This is a genomic window from Streptomyces sp. HNM0645, from assembly GCF_030056615.1.
Lineage (GTDB): Bacteria > Actinomycetota > Actinomycetes > Streptomycetales > Streptomycetaceae > Streptomyces > Streptomyces marianii.
Genome location: NZ_JASHLT010000003.1, coordinates 88,015 through 104,176, shown reverse-complemented (window position 1 = coordinate 104,176; position 16,162 = coordinate 88,015). Strand labels below are relative to the sequence as shown.

Genomic DNA, 16,162 nt, shown 5'->3' with positions numbered 1-16,162 from the left:
GCCGGTCTCTCCCTCATCCTGCCCGTGGAAGTTCTTCACTCTTGGTGCTCGTCTTCGATGCTCGTCGCTCGTGACACCCCCGGGGAGGGTCGCTCGGCGCACCTGGGGCGCTCCACCCGTCCCTCTCGTGCCGGGCCGTAGGTCCCTGCCGGACCGGGGCCCCGCTTGTCGTCGCCTCGCCCGGTACAAGGCCCGCCGTGCGTCGCCTCGCGGGAGCACAGGCAACCGGGGCACCCCCGCCGGCAGGAGGAGGCGCCCCGGTCCGAGGAGTGTCCGGCCCTCACAGGAGCCAGCGGTTGCGGCTGACGAAGGGCAGCCGTGCCCATGCCTTGCCCAGGCCCCAGGTGGCGCCGGCGCCCGCGGCAGCGAGGGCGATGAGGACGACGGCGTAGATGAGGTGGTAGTCGGCGAACGGGTTGGTCGACATGCTCGCCGACCCGTCGGACAGGTGCCGGGCGGGCGGCCACTCCGCGATCCACATCAGCGCCATCATCAGCGTGCCGGCGACCGCCGCGAGCCGCAGGCCGATGCCGGCGACCAGGGCGAGACCGATGCCCAGCAGGCCGAGCATGAACAGCCAGTCGGCCCAGGCGGCCCCGGCCCAGTCGTGGAAGGTGGACTCCATCGGCCCGACGGCCACACCACTGAGGAAGCCCTTGGTGGGTGAACCGCCGTCGATCCAGCCGTTGCCGGACCGGGTGGCGTAGCCGAAGCCGAAGGTCTTGTCCAGGAACGCCCACAGGAAGACGAACCCGGTCAGCAGGCGCAGACCGGCGAAGGCGTACGCCTGGGTGGCCGTCGCCGCCGCGGTCGTCACCTCACCGGACGCAGGCGCCGTCCCGCCCCGGTGCAGGGACGGGAAGCGGAATCCCAGGTGCCGGTGGGAGTGGTTGTGCACTGCCATGATGCTCATCCCTTTCGAGGACTGTGACGCGCAGGATGGGGTCGACTTCTCGTTGTGCCTTCAATGTCCCGCGTCACTCACGCCCCGTCGGAGGGGCTGCGAGGCCCCGGGTAGCGGGCCGAACGTCCCGCTGCCCGGGGCCTGTCGGTATCGGGTTCAGCCGTCCCAGGACCAGTCGGCGACCTCCGGCAGGTCGACGCCGTGGACGCGGATCCACTCGCCGTGGCGCAGCCGGGCGTCCTCCATCCGCTGGCGTACGGCCGCGGCGCGCACCGCCAGGCCGGGCACGCGGTCGATGACGTCCATGACCAGCCGGTAGCGGTCGAGGTCGTTGCCGACGACCATGTCGAACGGTGTGGTCGTCGTCCCGATCTCCTTGTAGCCGCGCACATGGAGGTTCTTGTGGCCGGTGCGGCGGTAGGCGAGGCGGTGGATGAGCCACGGGTAGCCGTGGTAGGCGAAGATCACCGGCTTGTCGGTGGTGAACAGGCCGTCGTACTCGAAGTCGCTCATGCCGTGCGGGTGTTCCTCGCCGGGCAGCAGCCGGGCGATGTCGACGACGTTCACGACGCGGACGGCGAGGTCGGGCAGGTGTCGGCGCAGCAGCTGGGCGGCGGCCAGGACCTCCTGGGTGGGCACGTCGCCCGCGCAGGCCAGTACCACGTCCGGCTCACGGCCGTTCTCCGTCCCCGCCCACTCCCAGATCCCCGCACCACGGGCGCAGTGCACCTTCGCCTGTTCCATCGACAGCCAGTCGAAGCAGGGCTGCTTGCCCGCCACGATCACGTTCACGTAGTCCTTGCTGCGCAGCGCGTGATCCGCAACCGACAGCAGCGTGTTGGCGTCCGGCGGCAGGTAGACCCGCACCGCTTCCGGGCTCTTGTTGAGGATGTGGTCGACGAAGCCGGGGTCCTGGTGGGAGAAGCCGTTGTGGTCCTGCCTCCACACGTGCGAGGTGAGCAGGTAGTTGAGGGAGGCGATGGGGGCGCGCCAGGGCAGGCGGCGGGTGACGCGCAGCCACTTGATGTGCTGGTTGACCATGGAGTCGACGATGTGGACGAAGGCCTCGTAGCAGGAGAACAGCCCGTGCCGGCCGGTCAGCAGATATCCCTCCAGCCAGCCCTGGCAGGTGTGCTCGGACAGGATCTCCATCACCCGGCCGTGCCGGTCCAGATGCTCGTCGACGGGAAGGGTCTGTGCCTGCCACGCCTTGCCGCTGGCGTCGAAGACGGCCTGGAGCCGGTTCGAGGCGGTCTCGTCCGGTCCCACGAGGCGGAAGTCACGCCGCTCGCGGGTGGCGTGCATGACGTGCTCCAGCAGATCGCCGAGGACACGGGTGGGTTCGTGCAGGGTCGCGCCGGGCTTGTCGACGGGCACGGCGTAGCGCTCCAGTGGGGGCAGCGGCAGTTCGCGCAGCAGCAGGCCACCGTTGGCGTGCGGGGTGGCGCCCAGGCGCCGGGGGCCGTCCGGGACGCAAGACAGCACCTGCTCGCGGGGGCTGCCCTGCGCGTCGAAGAGTTCTTCCGGCTTGTACGAGCGCAGCCATGTCTCCAGCTGCCGCAGATGCTGCGGGTTGTCCCGTACGGCGGCCAGCGGCACCTGGTGGGAGCGCCAAGTGCCCTCCACCGGCAGTCCGTCGACCTCCGCCGGGCCGGTCCAGCCCTTCGGTGTGCGTAGCACGATCACCGGCCAGTGCGACCGCTCGGACACGCCGTCTTCGCGCGCGCTGCGCTGCAGGAGCGCGATGCGGTCCAGCGCGTCGTCCATCGCGGCGGCCATCGCCCGGTGCACCTTCATCGGGTCGTCGCCGCTGACGTGGATCGGGCTGTGGCCGTATCCCCTCAGCAGGGCGTCAAGTTCGGTGTCGGGCAGGCGGGACAGCACCGTCGGGTTGGCGATCTTGTAACCGTTGAGGTGGAGGATCGGCAGGACGGCGCCGTCGTGGACGGGGTCGAGGAACTTGTTGGAATGCCAGGAGGCGGCCAGCGGACCGGTCTCCGCCTCGCCGTCGCCGATCACACAGGCGACGAGCAGGTCCGGGTTGTCGAGGGCGGCGCCGTAGGCGTGGGAGAGCGCGTAGCCCAGCTCGCCTCCCTCGTGGATCGAGCCGGGTGTCTCGGGGGCCACGTGGCTGGGCACACCGCCGGGGAAGGAGAACTGCCTGAACAGCCTCTCCATGCCGAGCGCGTCCCGGGTGACGTCGGGGTAGGTCTCGCTGTAGGTGCCCTCCAGCCAGGAGTTGGCGAGAACCGCGGGGCCGCCGTGGCCGGGCCCCCAGATGCACAGGGCGTCCTGGCCGCGTGCCTTGATGACGCGGTTGAGATGCGTGTGGACCAGGTTCAGCCCGGGCGAGGTGCCCCAGTGGCCGAGCAGCCGCGGTTTGACGTGCTCGGGACGCAGCGGCTCGGTCAGCAGGGGGTTCGCCATGAGGTAGATCTGACCGACGGACAGGTAGTTCGCGGCGCGCCAATGGGCATCCAGTGTCCTCAGCTCGTCCTCGGTGAGCGCAGCGAGATGGGGGTTCCCCTGGCCGGAGGCTGGGGGAGGGGCGGACGCCGGCCGTGTGTCGACGGACATCAAAGGTTCCCTTCCGGGTCTGGGCGGTCGGAGATGCAAGAGGGTCCGTGCCTCCCCACGCTCCCCCACTCCTCCGGGCACCCGACAGGGCCGACCGGGCCATCCGCGTGGCCCGGCGGCGGGCGCCAAGTGGTCGGCACCAGCACCACGGGGCAGTGGGAGTGATGCAGCAGGACATGGCCGACCGGGCCGATCTGCGGACCGATCCGCCCGGCGCGCCGGCGCATGCCGATGACCACGACGTCGGCCTCGCGGGTACCCGCCAGCAAGGCGCGGGCCGGTCCCGTGCGGACCGTACGGCCGTCGACCTCGACCCCGGGGTACTCCTCACGCAGTCGGGCGACGCTGAACCGCGGCACGGCCTCTTCCGCCCGGTCGTTTCGGGCCTGGCGCTCCTGGCCAGAGCTCGTCGCGGCTACCGGAGAGGGCAGTTCGGGGCTGGTGCGCCGGTGCGTCGACGAGTGCAGGACGCGCAGCCGAGTCCCGCGTCGTGCCGCTTCCTGGAAGGCGTAGGCGGCTGCGGCCGTATCGGCGTCGCTCCCCAGGCCGAGCAGTACCCCGCCGCCCTGGCCGCGGGGGTGATCCCCGCGGACGACCAGCAGCGGACCGTGGGCGTGAGCGGTCAGGCGCCAGCTCACCGAGCCCGCGAGCAGGCCGCTGACACCGCCGAACCCCCGGGTGCCCACGACGGTGAGCGCCGCGTCCTCGCTCTCCGAGGCCAGTGCCCGCACGGCGCCGCCCTCCACGGCCGTGGTCTCCACCGGCAGACCGGGATGACGCCCCTGAACCCGGGAGGCAGCCGACGCCAGGACCGGCCCCGCCTCGTCGCGGTCGGCCACGGCGTACACGATGCGCAACGCGGTGCCGCGGCCCGCCGCCTCCTCGGCGGCCCGGTCCAGCGCCCGTACGGCGACCAGCGAGCCGTCCACCCCGACGGCCACATGACGGATGGTCATGCTCTTTCTCCTTTCTTTCCGTTCGCGGGATACCGACCCTTGTGAGGATCGAGGACCGTGGGCGAGTTCGCCGTCGGCGACCGTGCCGTCGATCCCGCGGCTGCTCCACAGCCAGATGCTCGTCGTCCAGGGCCCCTCCGGGGCAGGGGCCGCCTGAGCCCGTCGACGCGCCGTGCGGCGCACGTGTTGTCGGACCGGCCGGTCCCGGCCCGACCGGACGGGAGGGAACAGGAGGGAGTAGAGGGGATGCTCAGGCGGCGAGGTCCACCCCGCAGGGGGGTGCGCCCGCCGACGAGTTCTCGCCCGGTGACCAGTTCGGGCTCGAGGGGGACGAATACCTCCTGCGGTGAGGGCACCCAGGAGACCGGCCCGGTGCGGGCCAGGCCTTCGATCTCGGCGGGGTCGGTCAGCACCGTGGCCGTGCCGTGACGACGACGCCCCAGCCGGCGTGGCGGACCGCGTCGACGTCGTCGGCCCCGAATGCGACCACCGCGCCGTCGATCGCGCAAACCGGCTCCGAGGCGGCGGAGGTGCGCAGCGGGACGGCGCCGTCGCCGTCCATGCCGAGGCTCACCGACAGCACGGCGGGCAGGGCCTGACGCGTGTACACGATGCGGTCGACGGGCACGTTGGCCGGCCGCCGCAGGTGCTCCCTGCCGCCCGGGTTCGTGGAAACCGTCGTCGGGGTACATCAGCCGGCCCGTCCTTCGCCTGGTACAGCGGTTCCGCGTCTCTCCGACCCGAGTCGCACGAGACCAGGGAGTGAGGGGCCATCGGCCCCGGCCATACCGGAGGGCGACCCGTGCCACACGGCGGCAGACGGGCCCGCCCGGCCCCTCCGAGGCGGGCGGGAGCCGCTCGGGCCGGTCTGCCGTTCACACCGCCGAACAGCACGGCATATCCAGCAGAACCGGACAGTAGGGCCCAGCTGCCCTACCGACGCCCCGCCCTCTGCCTTGTCTCCGACCATGTCCGGCAGCGACCGCCGGTTCCGCGCCTCACCACACGGTACGCACCGTCGGTGACACACCCATACCGCCGGCGCACCGTGGTGCGTGGCCGAGAGCGACGACACGGGCCCGGCTGGACATGGTCGCCCACCTGCTCGCCTCCGTGCCGTATCACGAGGTGCCGCCCCCGGTGCTGGAGCTTCCGGAGCGACCCCCGTCAACCGGCTACGAGCGCCCGCCGCGATCTGCGGACCTATGTCCCCGATCACGCGGCGAGCCTCTGAGACGCCGGTCAGGCGTCGTGCCCCCGGTGCGGCACGATCGCGACCGCGCAGGCGGAGTGGTGAAGCACCGCGTGGGCGGTACGGCCGAGCTGGAGCCCGAGGTGCCCCTCGCGCCGACTGGCGCCGACGACCAGGAGGTCAGCACTGTGCGAGGCGTCCACCAACGCCCGGCGGGCATGGCCCTCGACGGTGCGCCTGCGCACCTCGACGTCCGCCGGGAGGTCCTGCAGCGCCGCTTCGAGTTCCTCGATGGCCCGCTCCTCGTACTGGCGGGTGGGTTCGCCGAGCATCAGGGGATAGCCGCCGGGCTCGTGCGCGGGGCAGCGCCATGCTCGTACGGCCTCCAGAGGCACCCCGCGCCGCCGCGCCTCCTCGGCGGCGAAGCGAACCGCCGCCGACTCCTTCGCGTCCTCGCCGACGCCCACGACGACCCGCCCGTGCACCGGGGGCGTCGCCTGGTTGTCGTGGCTGCCGCGCAACACGATCACCGGGCAGTCGGCGTGGGCGGCGACGGTCAGACTGACGGAGCCGAGCAGCATCTCGGCAAGGCCGCTGCGACCGCGGGTGCCCACGACCAGCGCGGAGGCGTTCCGGGCCGCGCGGACCAGGGCGTACTCCGGCTCCTCGAACACCACGTCGGCGGTGACCCGCAGGCCTGGGTGCCGGGCGCGTGCCCGCTCGGCGGCGGCGCCCACCACGTCCTGGGGCAGGGGCAGTTCGGTCGGTTCGCCGATGTCACGGGCGAGCGCGGCACCCTCGTACCGGTCCCAAAGGCAGGCGTACACCACCCGTAGTGGCACCCCGCGCAGGGCGGCCTCGTCGGACGCCCAGTCGGCGGCGCGCAGGCTCGGCTCGGAACCGTCGACGCCCACGACCAGGGGCCCGCCGAGGGCTCGCTCGCCCGCTGCGTCCTCGTTCGCTGTGTTCTCGTTCACTGTGTTCATGTTCTCCACTCCTTCCGACGGCGCTGTCAGTCGTGCGCGACGACGGCGACGGGGGCGGCGGCGTGGTGCAGTACCGCGTGCGTGACGGGGCCGATGTGGACGCCGAACGGACTGCGGCGGACCCGGCGTCCGACGACGACCAGGGACGCCTCGCGGGAGGCGTCGATGACGTGGTTGGCAGGGCTGCCGGACGGCGACTCCTCGACGACCTCGACGTCCGGGTACTTCTGCCGCCAGGGCCGCAGCACCGCGGCGAGGGCGGCGGCTTCGTGCCGGCCGAGCGCGGCGTTGAGCTCGGCGTCGACGGGCAGGCCGTAGGCGACGTAGGGCGGGAGGTTCCAGCCGTGCACGACCCGCAGTGCGGTATCGCGGAGGGAGGCCGCCTCGAAGGCGAAGGCGATCACCGTGTCGTCGGGATGGGCGGTGTCGAGGCCGAGCACGACGGGCTGGTACGGGGTGGCGGTGGACGGAATGCCGGCGGGGTCCATCTCGTGCTCGTCGGCGGCCTGCTCCCCGGCCCGCACCAGGACGACGGGGGTGCGGGTGTGCGCGATCACGGCCCCACCCACGGACCCGACGAGGAACCCGCCGATCCCGCTCAGCCCACGCGAGCCGAGGACCAGCAGTTCGGTGTCCTTCGCCGCCTCCGGCAACGCGTCCATCGGCTTGCCGTGAACCTGCTCGGTCTCCACCCGCACGCCGGGGTGGCGCCGACGCAGACCCTCGGCCGTCTCGCGCGGAATCCGTTCGCTCCAGTGCCGCAGCTTCTCGGCGCCGAGCAGCGGGGCCTGCGCCTCGGCCATGGGCTCCGGAACGGGCTCCCAGACGTGCACCAGCCGCAGCGGCAGGCCGCGCAGCTTCGCCTCCCGGGCCGCCCACTCGGCAGCCGTGCGGCTCTCTGTCGAGCCGTCGAGGCCCACGGTGACGTTGCGGGACATGCTGTCCACCTCCTGTTTCGGGGTTGCGATGCCAGAGTGGTGGCGGGGGAGGCCGCGGGTGCAGGTACCGCAGGTCCCCCGTCCGGGGCCGACCGGCCCCATCGGCCCAAGCGGCATCCCCGCACCACACTGCGGCGCCGTTCGGCCCTGGCTTCCCGGCACCCCGTTGGGCCGATGCGTCCGAGTCAGTGGGGCCGCGGCGGCAGGACGGCGGACTACCACCCGGCGTGAGCCCCCGGTACGTACCGGCCCAATCGGAGAGGGTCCACCGACCAGGCTTGCGTGGTGGCCCGAGCTCGTCCACGGAAGCCACCTCGCGGGCCCTTCGGCACACACAGGTGACCAACGGCCCGCAGACGGCGCTCACCGGCCCAGGAAACGCTGATGCCGGTGGTTCCCGATCAGCGGGCGAGAGCAAGGAGTTGTGTGGTGGCGAAGGCTTATCTGGTGGGCAGCGGAATTGCGGCACTCGCCGCGGCCACGTTCCTGATCCGCGACGGCGGGTTCGACGGAACGGACATCCACCTCTTCGAGGAGCAGCGGAGCATCGGCGGCAGCCTGGACGCGGGCGGCACGGCTCACACCGGCTACTCCATGCGCGGCGGGCGGATGTTCGAGGCCGAGTACCGCTGCACCTACGACCTGCTGTCCGGCATCCCGACTCTCGACGACCCCTCCATGTCGGTGACCGACGAGATCCTGGCCGGACACGAGGACTTCGCCTGGGACGACACCGCACGCCTCGTCGACGGCGACGGGAAGATCGTCGACACGCACTCGATGGGCTTCTCCGAACGTGACCGCCTGGAGCTGGTCCGCTGCCTGGCCACCCCCGAGGGGCACCTGGACGGCAAGCGGATCACGGACTGCTTCGGCAAGCACTTCTTCACCACGAACTTCTGGTACCTGTGGTGCACCACGTTCGCCTTCCAGCCCTGGCACAGCGCCATCGAGTTCCGCCGTTACCTCAGGCGCTTCATCCATCTGCTGCCCGAGTTCGCGACCATGTCGGGCATCCACCGCACCCGCTACAACCAGTACGACTCCATCGTGCGACCCCTGACCGCCTGGCTGCGCGAACGCGGTGTCACCCTCCACACCGGCTGCCACGTCATCGACCTCGGGTTCGCACCGGGCCGCCGGAGTACGCGGGTCGAGACGATCCACCTGTCCCGCGGCGGCCGCGACGAGCAGATCGAGGTGGCCCCCGAGGACCTGGTCCTGGTCACCAACGGCTCCATGACCGACGCCTCCAGCCTCGGGTCACACACCTCCGCACCGTCCCCGCACCCCCACCGCTCGAACGCCTGGCTGCTCTGGCACCGACTGCACCGAGGACGCGACGACTTCGGCGACCCGGCGGTCTTCGACAAACGCGTCGACGAGTCCCGCTGGGAGTCGTTCACGGTCACCGCGAGCGATCCCGCCTTCCTCGACGCACTGGAGGAGTTCAGCGGCCGCGAGACCGGCCGAGGCGGCCTGATGACCTTCACCGACTCCAACTGGCTGCTCACCCTCGTCGCCCCGCGCCAGCCCGTCTACCGCGACCAGCCCGAAGGCGTCTTCGTCTGGTGGGGCTACGCACTTCGCCCCGGCCGCGCCGGCAACCACACACCCAAACCCATGACGATGTGCTCCGGCCGGGAGGTCCTCGAAGAGACCCTGCACCACCTCCCGTTCGACGAGGCCGTGGCGGCCCGGGTCCGGAAGACCTCCACCGTCGTGCCCTGCCTGATGCCGTACATCACCAGCCAGTTCCTCGCCCGCCGCCGCGACGACCGTCCCAAGGTCGTGCCCGACGGATCGGTCAACCTCGCCTTCATCGGCCAGTTCACCGAGGTACCGGACGACGTGGTGTTCACCGTCGAGTACTCGGTACGCACCGCCTGGACGGCCGTGGCCCAACTTCTGAAGCTCGACAAGCACCCGCCCGCTGTCTACAAGGGCCACCACGACCCCCACGTCCTGGCCGCCGCGCTGGAGACCATGCACCGCCGGTGATCAGCTGCGCTACGGCAGTGACTACGCGCGCGCCGACGCCCCGACAGCCGTCGTCATCCATCCCAGCCGGGCGGTCACGCCGAGCGAACCCTCCAGGTACGTGCTCCCAACGGCCCGTTGGGCGGCATCCGCGTCCTCGATGTCGACTTCGCCACCACGCCCGAGCGGACGACGGCCGGGATCGGCTCCCGTACGTCCGGCAACGGCTCGGGTTCGGGAAGTCCGAGGTGGGAGAAGGCAGATCACCGAACTCCTTGGCGACATTTCACGCGAAGTCCCTGGCCACAGTCGCGTTGACGCCCTGCCAACGGGCCGCTTCGGACTTCTCCAGCAGACCGGCCCTGGCGCAGGAAGGCCTCGTGACCCACCGCCCCGAGATCGTCCTGCATGACCACCAGATCCATGCCGGTCTCGCCACCAGTACCGCCTGAACCCGGCTCCAGCCGGTTGAGCCGCATCCCCGCGGACTGCCGCTGCCCGACCCGTGAGACCAGTTGCGCCCACTCCTCGCCGAACGCCATCGCCGTCTCCCCCCGTTCCGATCAACGACTCCCGGGCAACGTTGGCAACAGCACCTAACTCAAACCGAGTTGCCGGTGCGGCTCGCCTCACCGAGGTGAAACGCCGCCGGTCCCGACGGGCCTCGCGCCTTCGACGACACTCCTCGAACCGGACAGCTCCGCCAGCCCCTCACCCGCCGCAGCGGCTACGCGTCCGCCGAGGCTCTCGCCCGCCCGAGAGGCCGGTTGACGCCCCCGAAGTTTCGCACATACGATCGAGCAAGTTTCCGCAAAACGACTCACCAATTCCGGGATACGAAATCCGCAGGAGGGGTTGTGCAGGATCTCGGGGCACTGGGACCCATCGCCGCGTCCACGGACCGGTTCCTCGCCACGGTCGCCTCTCTCACCGACCCCCAGGTTGCCGGAGGCACGCTGGTACCGCCGTGGTCCCGCGGCCATGTGATCACCCATGTCGCGCGGGCCACGGACAGCCTCTGCCGGCTGCTCACCTGGGCCCGGACCGGTGTGGAGACACCGCAGTACGCGAGCACGGACGCCCGCGCCACCGAGATCGAGGCCGGGGCCCGGCGACCGGTCGCCGACCTGGTCGCCGACGTCCGCGACACCGCCGCCCGCTTCGAGGAGGCGATACGCACCCTGCCCCCGGCGGCCTGGCGCGCCGAGGTGCGGATGCGCACCGGCGAGCTGCGCACACCGGCGACCCTCATCCCCACCCGGCTGCGCGAACTGGAGATCCACCACGCCGACTTGGACGCCGGCTACCGCTTCTGCGACATACCGGCCGACGCCGCCCGCTGGATCATCGACGACATCGTCGAGGCGCTCACCCGCCGCCGGGACACCCCGCCGTTGCGCCTGGAGGCGCACGACACCGGCCTCGTGCACACGCTGGGCACCGGCGGCCCCACGGTCGGCGGACTCCAGGCCGACCTCCTCGCCTGGCTCAGCGGACGCTCCCCCGGCACGGGACTCACCGCCTCCACCGGCGAGGTTCCCGCAGCGCCGTTCTGGATCTGAACGACGCCCGGCACCGAGCGCTTCGAGATCGACAGAACGGCCACGAAACACCTCACCCCCGATCACGGAACTCTCCACCGCCCGGCCGGGAGCACCATCACCCCGGACACAGACAACCGCCGCTCCCCGGGACCGCGTCCGGACAGAAGCCGCACACGGAACCCGCGCCCCGGCGGACCGACCTCCCCGGACGACCGCCTTCAGGTCCATGCGCCATGCCGGTCACCCGTCGCCACAAGGGTCAGTCGCGGTGCAGCGGGATCGACCCGTCCTCGCCCCGGGAGTAGATCGCGCCCGCGCTCACCTCGAGCAGGCGGCAGGAGCAAGAGGGCCACTCACAACCCAACTCAGGCAAATTATTAACCCAGTTCACATATGCTGTGACGAAGCATCGGCCGTCCGCCCCTGCCGGACGGTGCACACCATCGCCACCGAAAGGTCTCGATCGATGACGTCACACGTCCAGGACCCCTCCGGCACCCGGGACTCGGCCGGGCTCGGCGGCGAACTCGCCGTGGAGCGCGCGTATGTCGCGATGTGCCGGGAGGCGATGAACCGTCAGATGGAGGACGCGGACCGCCAGGTCGTCGCCGGCCAGGACGTGTCGGGCGACGGCGCGGGCGCGGAGGCGCTCGGACGGTATCTGCGCACCCGCGCGCGACGGATGGCCGAGGAGCCCGACGGCCCTCTGTTCTTCGGCCGTCTCGACTTCGAGGACGCGGAGGCCGCGGGCGACCACCGGCGGCAGCGGTACCACATCGGCCGCAGGCGCGTCTCGGAACAGCCGGCCGCACCGCCTCTGGTGATCGACTGGCGCGCCCCGGTCGCGCGGACCTACTACCAGGCGAGCGCCCTGGAGCCGCGCGGTGTCTCGGTGCGGCGTCGGTTCGGCTGGGCGCCGTCGAGCCACGGCGCCCCGGAGGATCTCACCGGGCTGGAGGACGAGCACCTGGGCCGACGGGCCGGCGGCGACGCGGCGAGCACCATCGTCGCCGCCGAGATCGAGCGGCCCCGCCTGGGCCCGATGCGCGACATCGTCGCCACCATCCAGCCGGAGCAGGACGACCTGGTGCGAGCCGGGTTGACCGAGTCCGTCTGCGTCCAGGGGGCACCGGGGAGCGGCAAGACAGCCGTCGGGCTGCACCGGGCCGCGTATCTGCTCTACACCTTCCCCGAACGGCTGCGGCGCAGCGGTCTGCTGGTCATCGGTCCGAACCGGACCTTCCTCCGCTACATCTCGGAGGTGCTGCCCTCGCTCGGCGAGATCGACGTCGCCCAGCTCACGGTGGAGGACGTGGTCACCCGGCACCCGGTCCGACGGGGCGACGGCGAGGAGGCCCGCGCCCTGAAGCACAGCGCCAGGATGGCCACCGTTCTCGAACGGGCACTGCACGCCCGGATCAGGCACCCCGAGGAGTCCGTCGCCGTCACGGACGGGTCGTACCGCTGGCGGGTCGGCACGGGCGAACTGACCCGGGTCGTCGAGGAGGTACGGGCCATGGGGGTTCCGTACGCCGTGGGCCGCGAGCATGTGCGCACCCGCGTGGTGATGCTGATCCAGCAGCAGGCCGAGCGGCGGGCCGGCCCGAGGAGCGTCACGTGGAGCAGGAGGATCGGCCGGTCGAAACCGGTGGCGGCGCTCCTGGAGGCCGTCTGGCCGTCGGTGCGGCCGGAGGAGGTGGTGGCCACGCTGCTGAGCGACCGGGCGGTGCTGGCAGCAGCGGCGCAAGGGCTGTTCGACACGGGCGAACAGGCCGCTCTGCTCTGGTCCGAGCCCCCTCGGTCGGCGAAGACCGTCGCGTGGTCAGCCGAGGACATGCTGCTCCTGGACGAAGTGGCGGGGCTCATCGAGCGCCCGGAGGGCTACGGCCATGTGGTCGTGGACGAGGCCCAGGACCTGTCGCCGATGGAGTGCCGGGCGATCGGGCGGCGCAGCGTCTTCGGATCGATCACGGTGCTGGGCGACCTGGCCCAGGCCACCGCGCCCTGGTCGGCACGGAGCTGGCAGGAGCAACTGCGGCACCTGGGCAAGGCACAGGCCACGGTCGTCCCGTTGACCACCGGCCTCCGCGTCCCCGCTGCCGTGATGGAGCTGGCCAACCGGCTGGTGGGTGCCCTCGGCGTGGAGGTGCCGCCGGCCCGCTCGCTGCGGCGGGACGGCGAGCTGACGATCCGCGAGGTCGGCGATGTGACGGCCGGCGCCGTGTCCGCGGTGCGCGCGGCACTCGACCGCGAGGGCTCGGTCGCCGTCATCGCCGCCGATCGCGACGTGGCTGCCACGTCGGCGGCCCTGCGTGGGGCCGGCATCGAGACCGCGGCCGGGGAGGAGATCGCCACGGACGCCCGGGTGACGGTAATGCCCGCGACGTGGGTCAAGGGGCTCGAGTACGACCATGTCGTCGTCGTGGAGCCTGCCTCGATCGTCGAGTCCGAACCGCGAGGGCTGCACCGGCTGTACGTCGTGGTGACGCGGGCGGTCTCCCGGCTCGACGTGCTGCACGCCCGGCCGCTGCCGGAGCCGCTCGCCGCCTGACACCGCCAGGCGGCCGAGACCTGCGGCCCGGTTCCCCGTCCGGGTCGGTTCTCGCACCTGATCAGCCGATTGCCCTGGTAGTAGATGCGTTAGGATGCCCCGGTGAACGCCCCGACGGGCTTGCGGGAGCGCAAGAAGCAGCGAACGCGGGAGACGATCTCCGCCGCGGCGATCACGCTCTTCCTTGAGCACGGGTTCGACCAGGTCTCGGTCGCCGACGTCGCGGTCGCGGCCGAGGTCTCCAAACCCACACTGTTCAAGTACTTCCCCACCAAGGAAGACCTGGTCGTCCACCGGTTCGCCGACCACCAGACGATGAGCAGCACCGTCGTGGCCGAACGGCCCCCGGGGGTGTCCGCGATCGACGCCCTGCACCGGCACTTCCGGGACGGGCTCGCGGCCCGGGACCCCATCACGGGGCTCAACGACGACGAGGACGTTCTCGCCTTCCACCACCTCGTGTACTCCACGCCGAGCCTGGTGGCGCGCGTCAGCCGGTACCTGGCCCGGGCCGAGGAGGCGCTCGCCCGGGCCCTGGTCGACGCGCTCGACTCCGACCGCGAGATCACGGCTGCCCTGCTGGCCGGCCAGGTCATCGCCACCGAGCGCATCCTGGCGTCGGTGAACTGGCAGCGCATCGTCGCCGGCCGGTCCGCCGACGAGGTCCACCCCGAGGCGGTGGCCGACGCCGACCACGCCTACGGCCTGCTGCGCCAGGGCCTGGCCGGCGTCGCCCCGCAGAAGTGAGCCCGCCGAGCACGGCGCCGAGGCGACGGCACGGGCTCATGCGGCGCCCCCGACGGGAGGTTGAGGCAGCCGGTGAAGCCGTGAGCCCTGGCCTTCGGCACCGACGTCGTGGCCGGCCGGTGGCTTCTCCCCCTCGGCCGCCCCGGCGGGGTTCCGGTGCGGCGGATCAGTCGATGCCCTGGGCGAAGCGGAAGAACCGATGCGGGTCATAGGTCTTCTTGACGGCCCGCAGCCGGGCGTAGTTGTGGCCGTAGTACGCCTCGCGCCAGTTGGTCAGCGCCGGGTCCATGTAGTTCTGGTACGAGCGGTGGTTGGAGTACGGGGCGAGGTCACCGAAGCCGCCGTCCACCCAGGCCCGGGCACGGTCCTTGGCGGCCTGTGCGGGGTCCGGACGGTTCAGGCCGACCGCGAGGCCGACGTTGAACAGCGCGTCCCGGTGCACGAACGCCGTGGCTGTGGAGGCGACTTCGTTGATCCTCCCCCCGTACGGGAAGAAGCCCATGAACCGGAACTGACCGGGCGTCGGCTCTGCCGTGAAGGCACGGAGAGCCGCCTCGGCGGCGGTGCAGGTCCAGGGTTCGGCGAAGAACTGGTTGCGCTGCGTGGTGTGGTTGTCGCGGGACAACTGCGCCTCGGGCGAGTAGCCCACGCGGTGGCATTGAGGGACGGTCTTGTCCCCGCAACCGAAGACGCCCGTCATCGCCTGCCGGTAGGGGAGCTCGGCGGACTCGCGGCTGATGGTGGGTGCCGCGGCGGCCACCAACCGGTCGAGGACCCGGTCGCAGTCCGCCTCGGAGCCGTGGAAGGCCCCGGTGAGGACGACGTTGGGCTCGGTACCCGCGGGAGCGTCGGTGGAGAGCAGGAACATCAGCTCGGATGCAAGCTCCCTGGGAGAGGTGGCCATCCACTCCTGCCAGGCCAGGATCACCCGGGTCGCGTCCGCCCAGCGGAAGTTGAGGTTGTACGTGGTGAGGGTGGGGATGCGGACGGGCCGCACCTCGAAGTCGGTGACGACGCCGAAATTGCCGCCGCCTCCTCCGCGCAACGCCCAGAACAGATCGCGGTGCTCGTACCGTGAGGCCGTCACGACACGGCCGTCGGCGAGCACGACCCTCGCCGACTCCAGCAGGTCGCAGCCCATGCCGAACTTGCGGGAGGCGAAGCCGAGTCCGCCGCCCTGGATCCAGCCGCCGGTCGCGACGGTCGGGCAGGTGCCGCCCGCGACCTGGAGGCCGTGGGGAGCGAGCGCCTCGACGATGTCGACGCCCTGGCTGCCGGCGCCTAGGTGCACGGTGTCGCCGGTGACGCGGACGGTGTTGACCCGGGAGAGATCGATGACGAGGCCGGGCCCGGTGGAGTACCCGGCATGGCTGTGACCGCCGCTTCGGACGGCGGCGGGTATCCCGTTCTCCCCCGCGAACGTGATGCACGCGGCGACATCGTTCTCCGATGCGCAGTACGCGACGGCCTGCGGGCGGACCACGTCGAACTGGGCGAGTTGCAGCTGCTTGGCGGTGTCGTACGCGGCGTCGGACGGAAGCACCAGGGTGCCGCTCAACCTCCCCCGCAGCTCACGCCAGGGCACCGCCGCGGCGGCCTGCGCCAGCATCACCCCGCCGGTTCCAGCGGTGAGCGCGACGGCGGCCGTGGCGCCGGCACCGGCGCGGATGAGCGAGCGTCTGCTGATCACGTGGATACACACTCCGTTCTGTCCGGGCGCGGGCCCGGGGCGATTGGTGCGGGCGGGGCGGCGCCGCCCCGCGGAGGAGGGACGCCGGTGACGTAAT

The 16,162-nt window shown here is 71.8% G+C and carries 10 protein-coding genes and 3 pseudogenes; 6 read left to right on the top strand and 7 right to left on the bottom strand.

Annotated elements, in window-relative coordinates; translation table 11 throughout:
* Positions 1-280: 280 nt before the first annotated feature.
* From QMZ92_RS02780 to QMZ92_RS02765, 4 genes and pseudogenes are all read right to left on the bottom strand, one after another.
* Positions 281-904, bottom strand: coding sequence for a DoxX family membrane protein (locus tag QMZ92_RS02780; RefSeq protein WP_283295613.1), 624 nt, complete (start codon positions 902-904; stop codon positions 281-283).
* A 156-nt stretch (positions 905-1,060) separates the two neighbouring features.
* A complete protein-coding gene (locus QMZ92_RS02775; RefSeq protein ID WP_283295612.1) occupies positions 1,061-3,481 on the bottom strand; it encodes a phosphoketolase family protein in 2,421 nt (806 codons plus the stop codon).
* Positions 3,482-3,612: 131 nt separating this feature from the next.
* Positions 3,613-4,437: pseudogene (locus QMZ92_RS02770) on the bottom strand (universal stress protein); the annotation flags it as partial.
* A 278-nt stretch (positions 4,438-4,715) separates the two neighbouring features.
* A pseudogene (locus tag QMZ92_RS02765) lies at positions 4,716-5,129 on the bottom strand (pyridoxamine 5'-phosphate oxidase family protein); the annotation flags it as partial.
* Between the two features lie 333 nt (positions 5,130-5,462).
* On the opposite strand from QMZ92_RS02765, the pseudogene QMZ92_RS02760 reads away from it, so the two are divergent.
* Positions 5,463-5,671 (top strand): annotated as a pseudogene (locus QMZ92_RS02760) (polyphosphate kinase 2); the annotation flags it as partial.
* An 8-nt stretch (positions 5,672-5,679) separates the two neighbouring features.
* Here QMZ92_RS02760 and QMZ92_RS02755 read toward each other — a convergent pair.
* Both QMZ92_RS02755 and QMZ92_RS02750 read right to left on the bottom strand, forming a co-directional pair.
* Positions 5,680-6,615, bottom strand: coding sequence for a universal stress protein (locus QMZ92_RS02755; protein WP_283295611.1), 936 nt, complete (start codon positions 6,613-6,615; stop codon positions 5,680-5,682).
* 26 nt (positions 6,616-6,641) lie between these two features.
* On the bottom strand, positions 6,642-7,553 hold the full coding sequence (locus QMZ92_RS02750) for a universal stress protein (protein ID WP_283295610.1): 912 nt from the start codon (positions 7,551-7,553) through the stop codon (positions 6,642-6,644).
* Between the two features lie 429 nt (positions 7,554-7,982).
* Here QMZ92_RS02750 and QMZ92_RS02745 point away from each other — a divergent pair, with 429 nt between their 5' ends.
* From QMZ92_RS02745 to QMZ92_RS02725, 5 genes are all read left to right on the top strand, one after another.
* A complete protein-coding gene (locus QMZ92_RS02745; protein WP_283295609.1) occupies positions 7,983-9,554 on the top strand; it encodes an oleate hydratase in 1,572 nt (523 codons plus the stop codon).
* A gap of 254 nt (positions 9,555-9,808) precedes the next feature.
* On the top strand, positions 9,809-9,985 hold the full coding sequence (locus tag QMZ92_RS02740) for a hypothetical protein (protein ID WP_283295608.1): 177 nt from the start codon (positions 9,809-9,811) through the stop codon (positions 9,983-9,985).
* A 405-nt stretch (positions 9,986-10,390) separates the two neighbouring features.
* Positions 10,391-11,095 (top strand): maleylpyruvate isomerase family mycothiol-dependent enzyme, encoded by a 705-nt coding sequence (locus tag QMZ92_RS02735; protein WP_283295607.1) that lies wholly within the window; start codon positions 10,391-10,393, stop codon positions 11,093-11,095.
* 448 nt (positions 11,096-11,543) lie between these two features.
* On the top strand, positions 11,544-13,628 hold the full coding sequence (locus QMZ92_RS02730) for a HelD family protein (RefSeq protein ID WP_502961979.1): 2,085 nt from the start codon (positions 11,544-11,546) through the stop codon (positions 13,626-13,628).
* A gap of 102 nt (positions 13,629-13,730) precedes the next feature.
* Positions 13,731-14,375 (top strand): TetR family transcriptional regulator, encoded by a 645-nt coding sequence (locus tag QMZ92_RS02725; RefSeq protein WP_283295606.1) that lies wholly within the window; start codon positions 13,731-13,733, stop codon positions 14,373-14,375.
* A 166-nt stretch (positions 14,376-14,541) separates the two neighbouring features.
* Here the strand turns inward: QMZ92_RS02725 and QMZ92_RS02720 are convergent, their stop codons facing one another.
* On the bottom strand, positions 14,542-16,065 hold the full coding sequence (locus tag QMZ92_RS02720; RefSeq protein ID WP_283295605.1) for an FAD-binding oxidoreductase: 1,524 nt from the start codon (positions 16,063-16,065) through the stop codon (positions 14,542-14,544).
* Positions 16,066-16,162 lie beyond the last annotated feature (97 nt).

Excerpts from the sequence above, each read along its gene's own strand:
- QMZ92_RS02780 (WP_283295613.1), bottom strand. The coding sequence starts at position 904 with ATGGCAGTGCACAACCACTCCCACCGGCACCTGGGATTCCGCTTCCCG.
- QMZ92_RS02775 (WP_283295612.1), bottom strand. The coding sequence starts at position 3,481 with ATGTCCGTCGACACACGGCCGGCGTCCGCCCCTCCCCCAGCCTCCGGC.
- QMZ92_RS02755 (WP_283295611.1), bottom strand. The coding sequence starts at position 6,615 with ATGAACACAGTGAACGAGAACACAGCGAACGAGGACGCAGCGGGCGAG.
- QMZ92_RS02750 (WP_283295610.1), bottom strand. The coding sequence starts at position 7,553 with ATGTCCCGCAACGTCACCGTGGGCCTCGACGGCTCGACAGAGAGCCGC.
- QMZ92_RS02730 (WP_502961979.1), top strand. The coding sequence starts at position 11,544 with ATGACGTCACACGTCCAGGACCCCTCCGGCACCCGGGACTCGGCCGGG.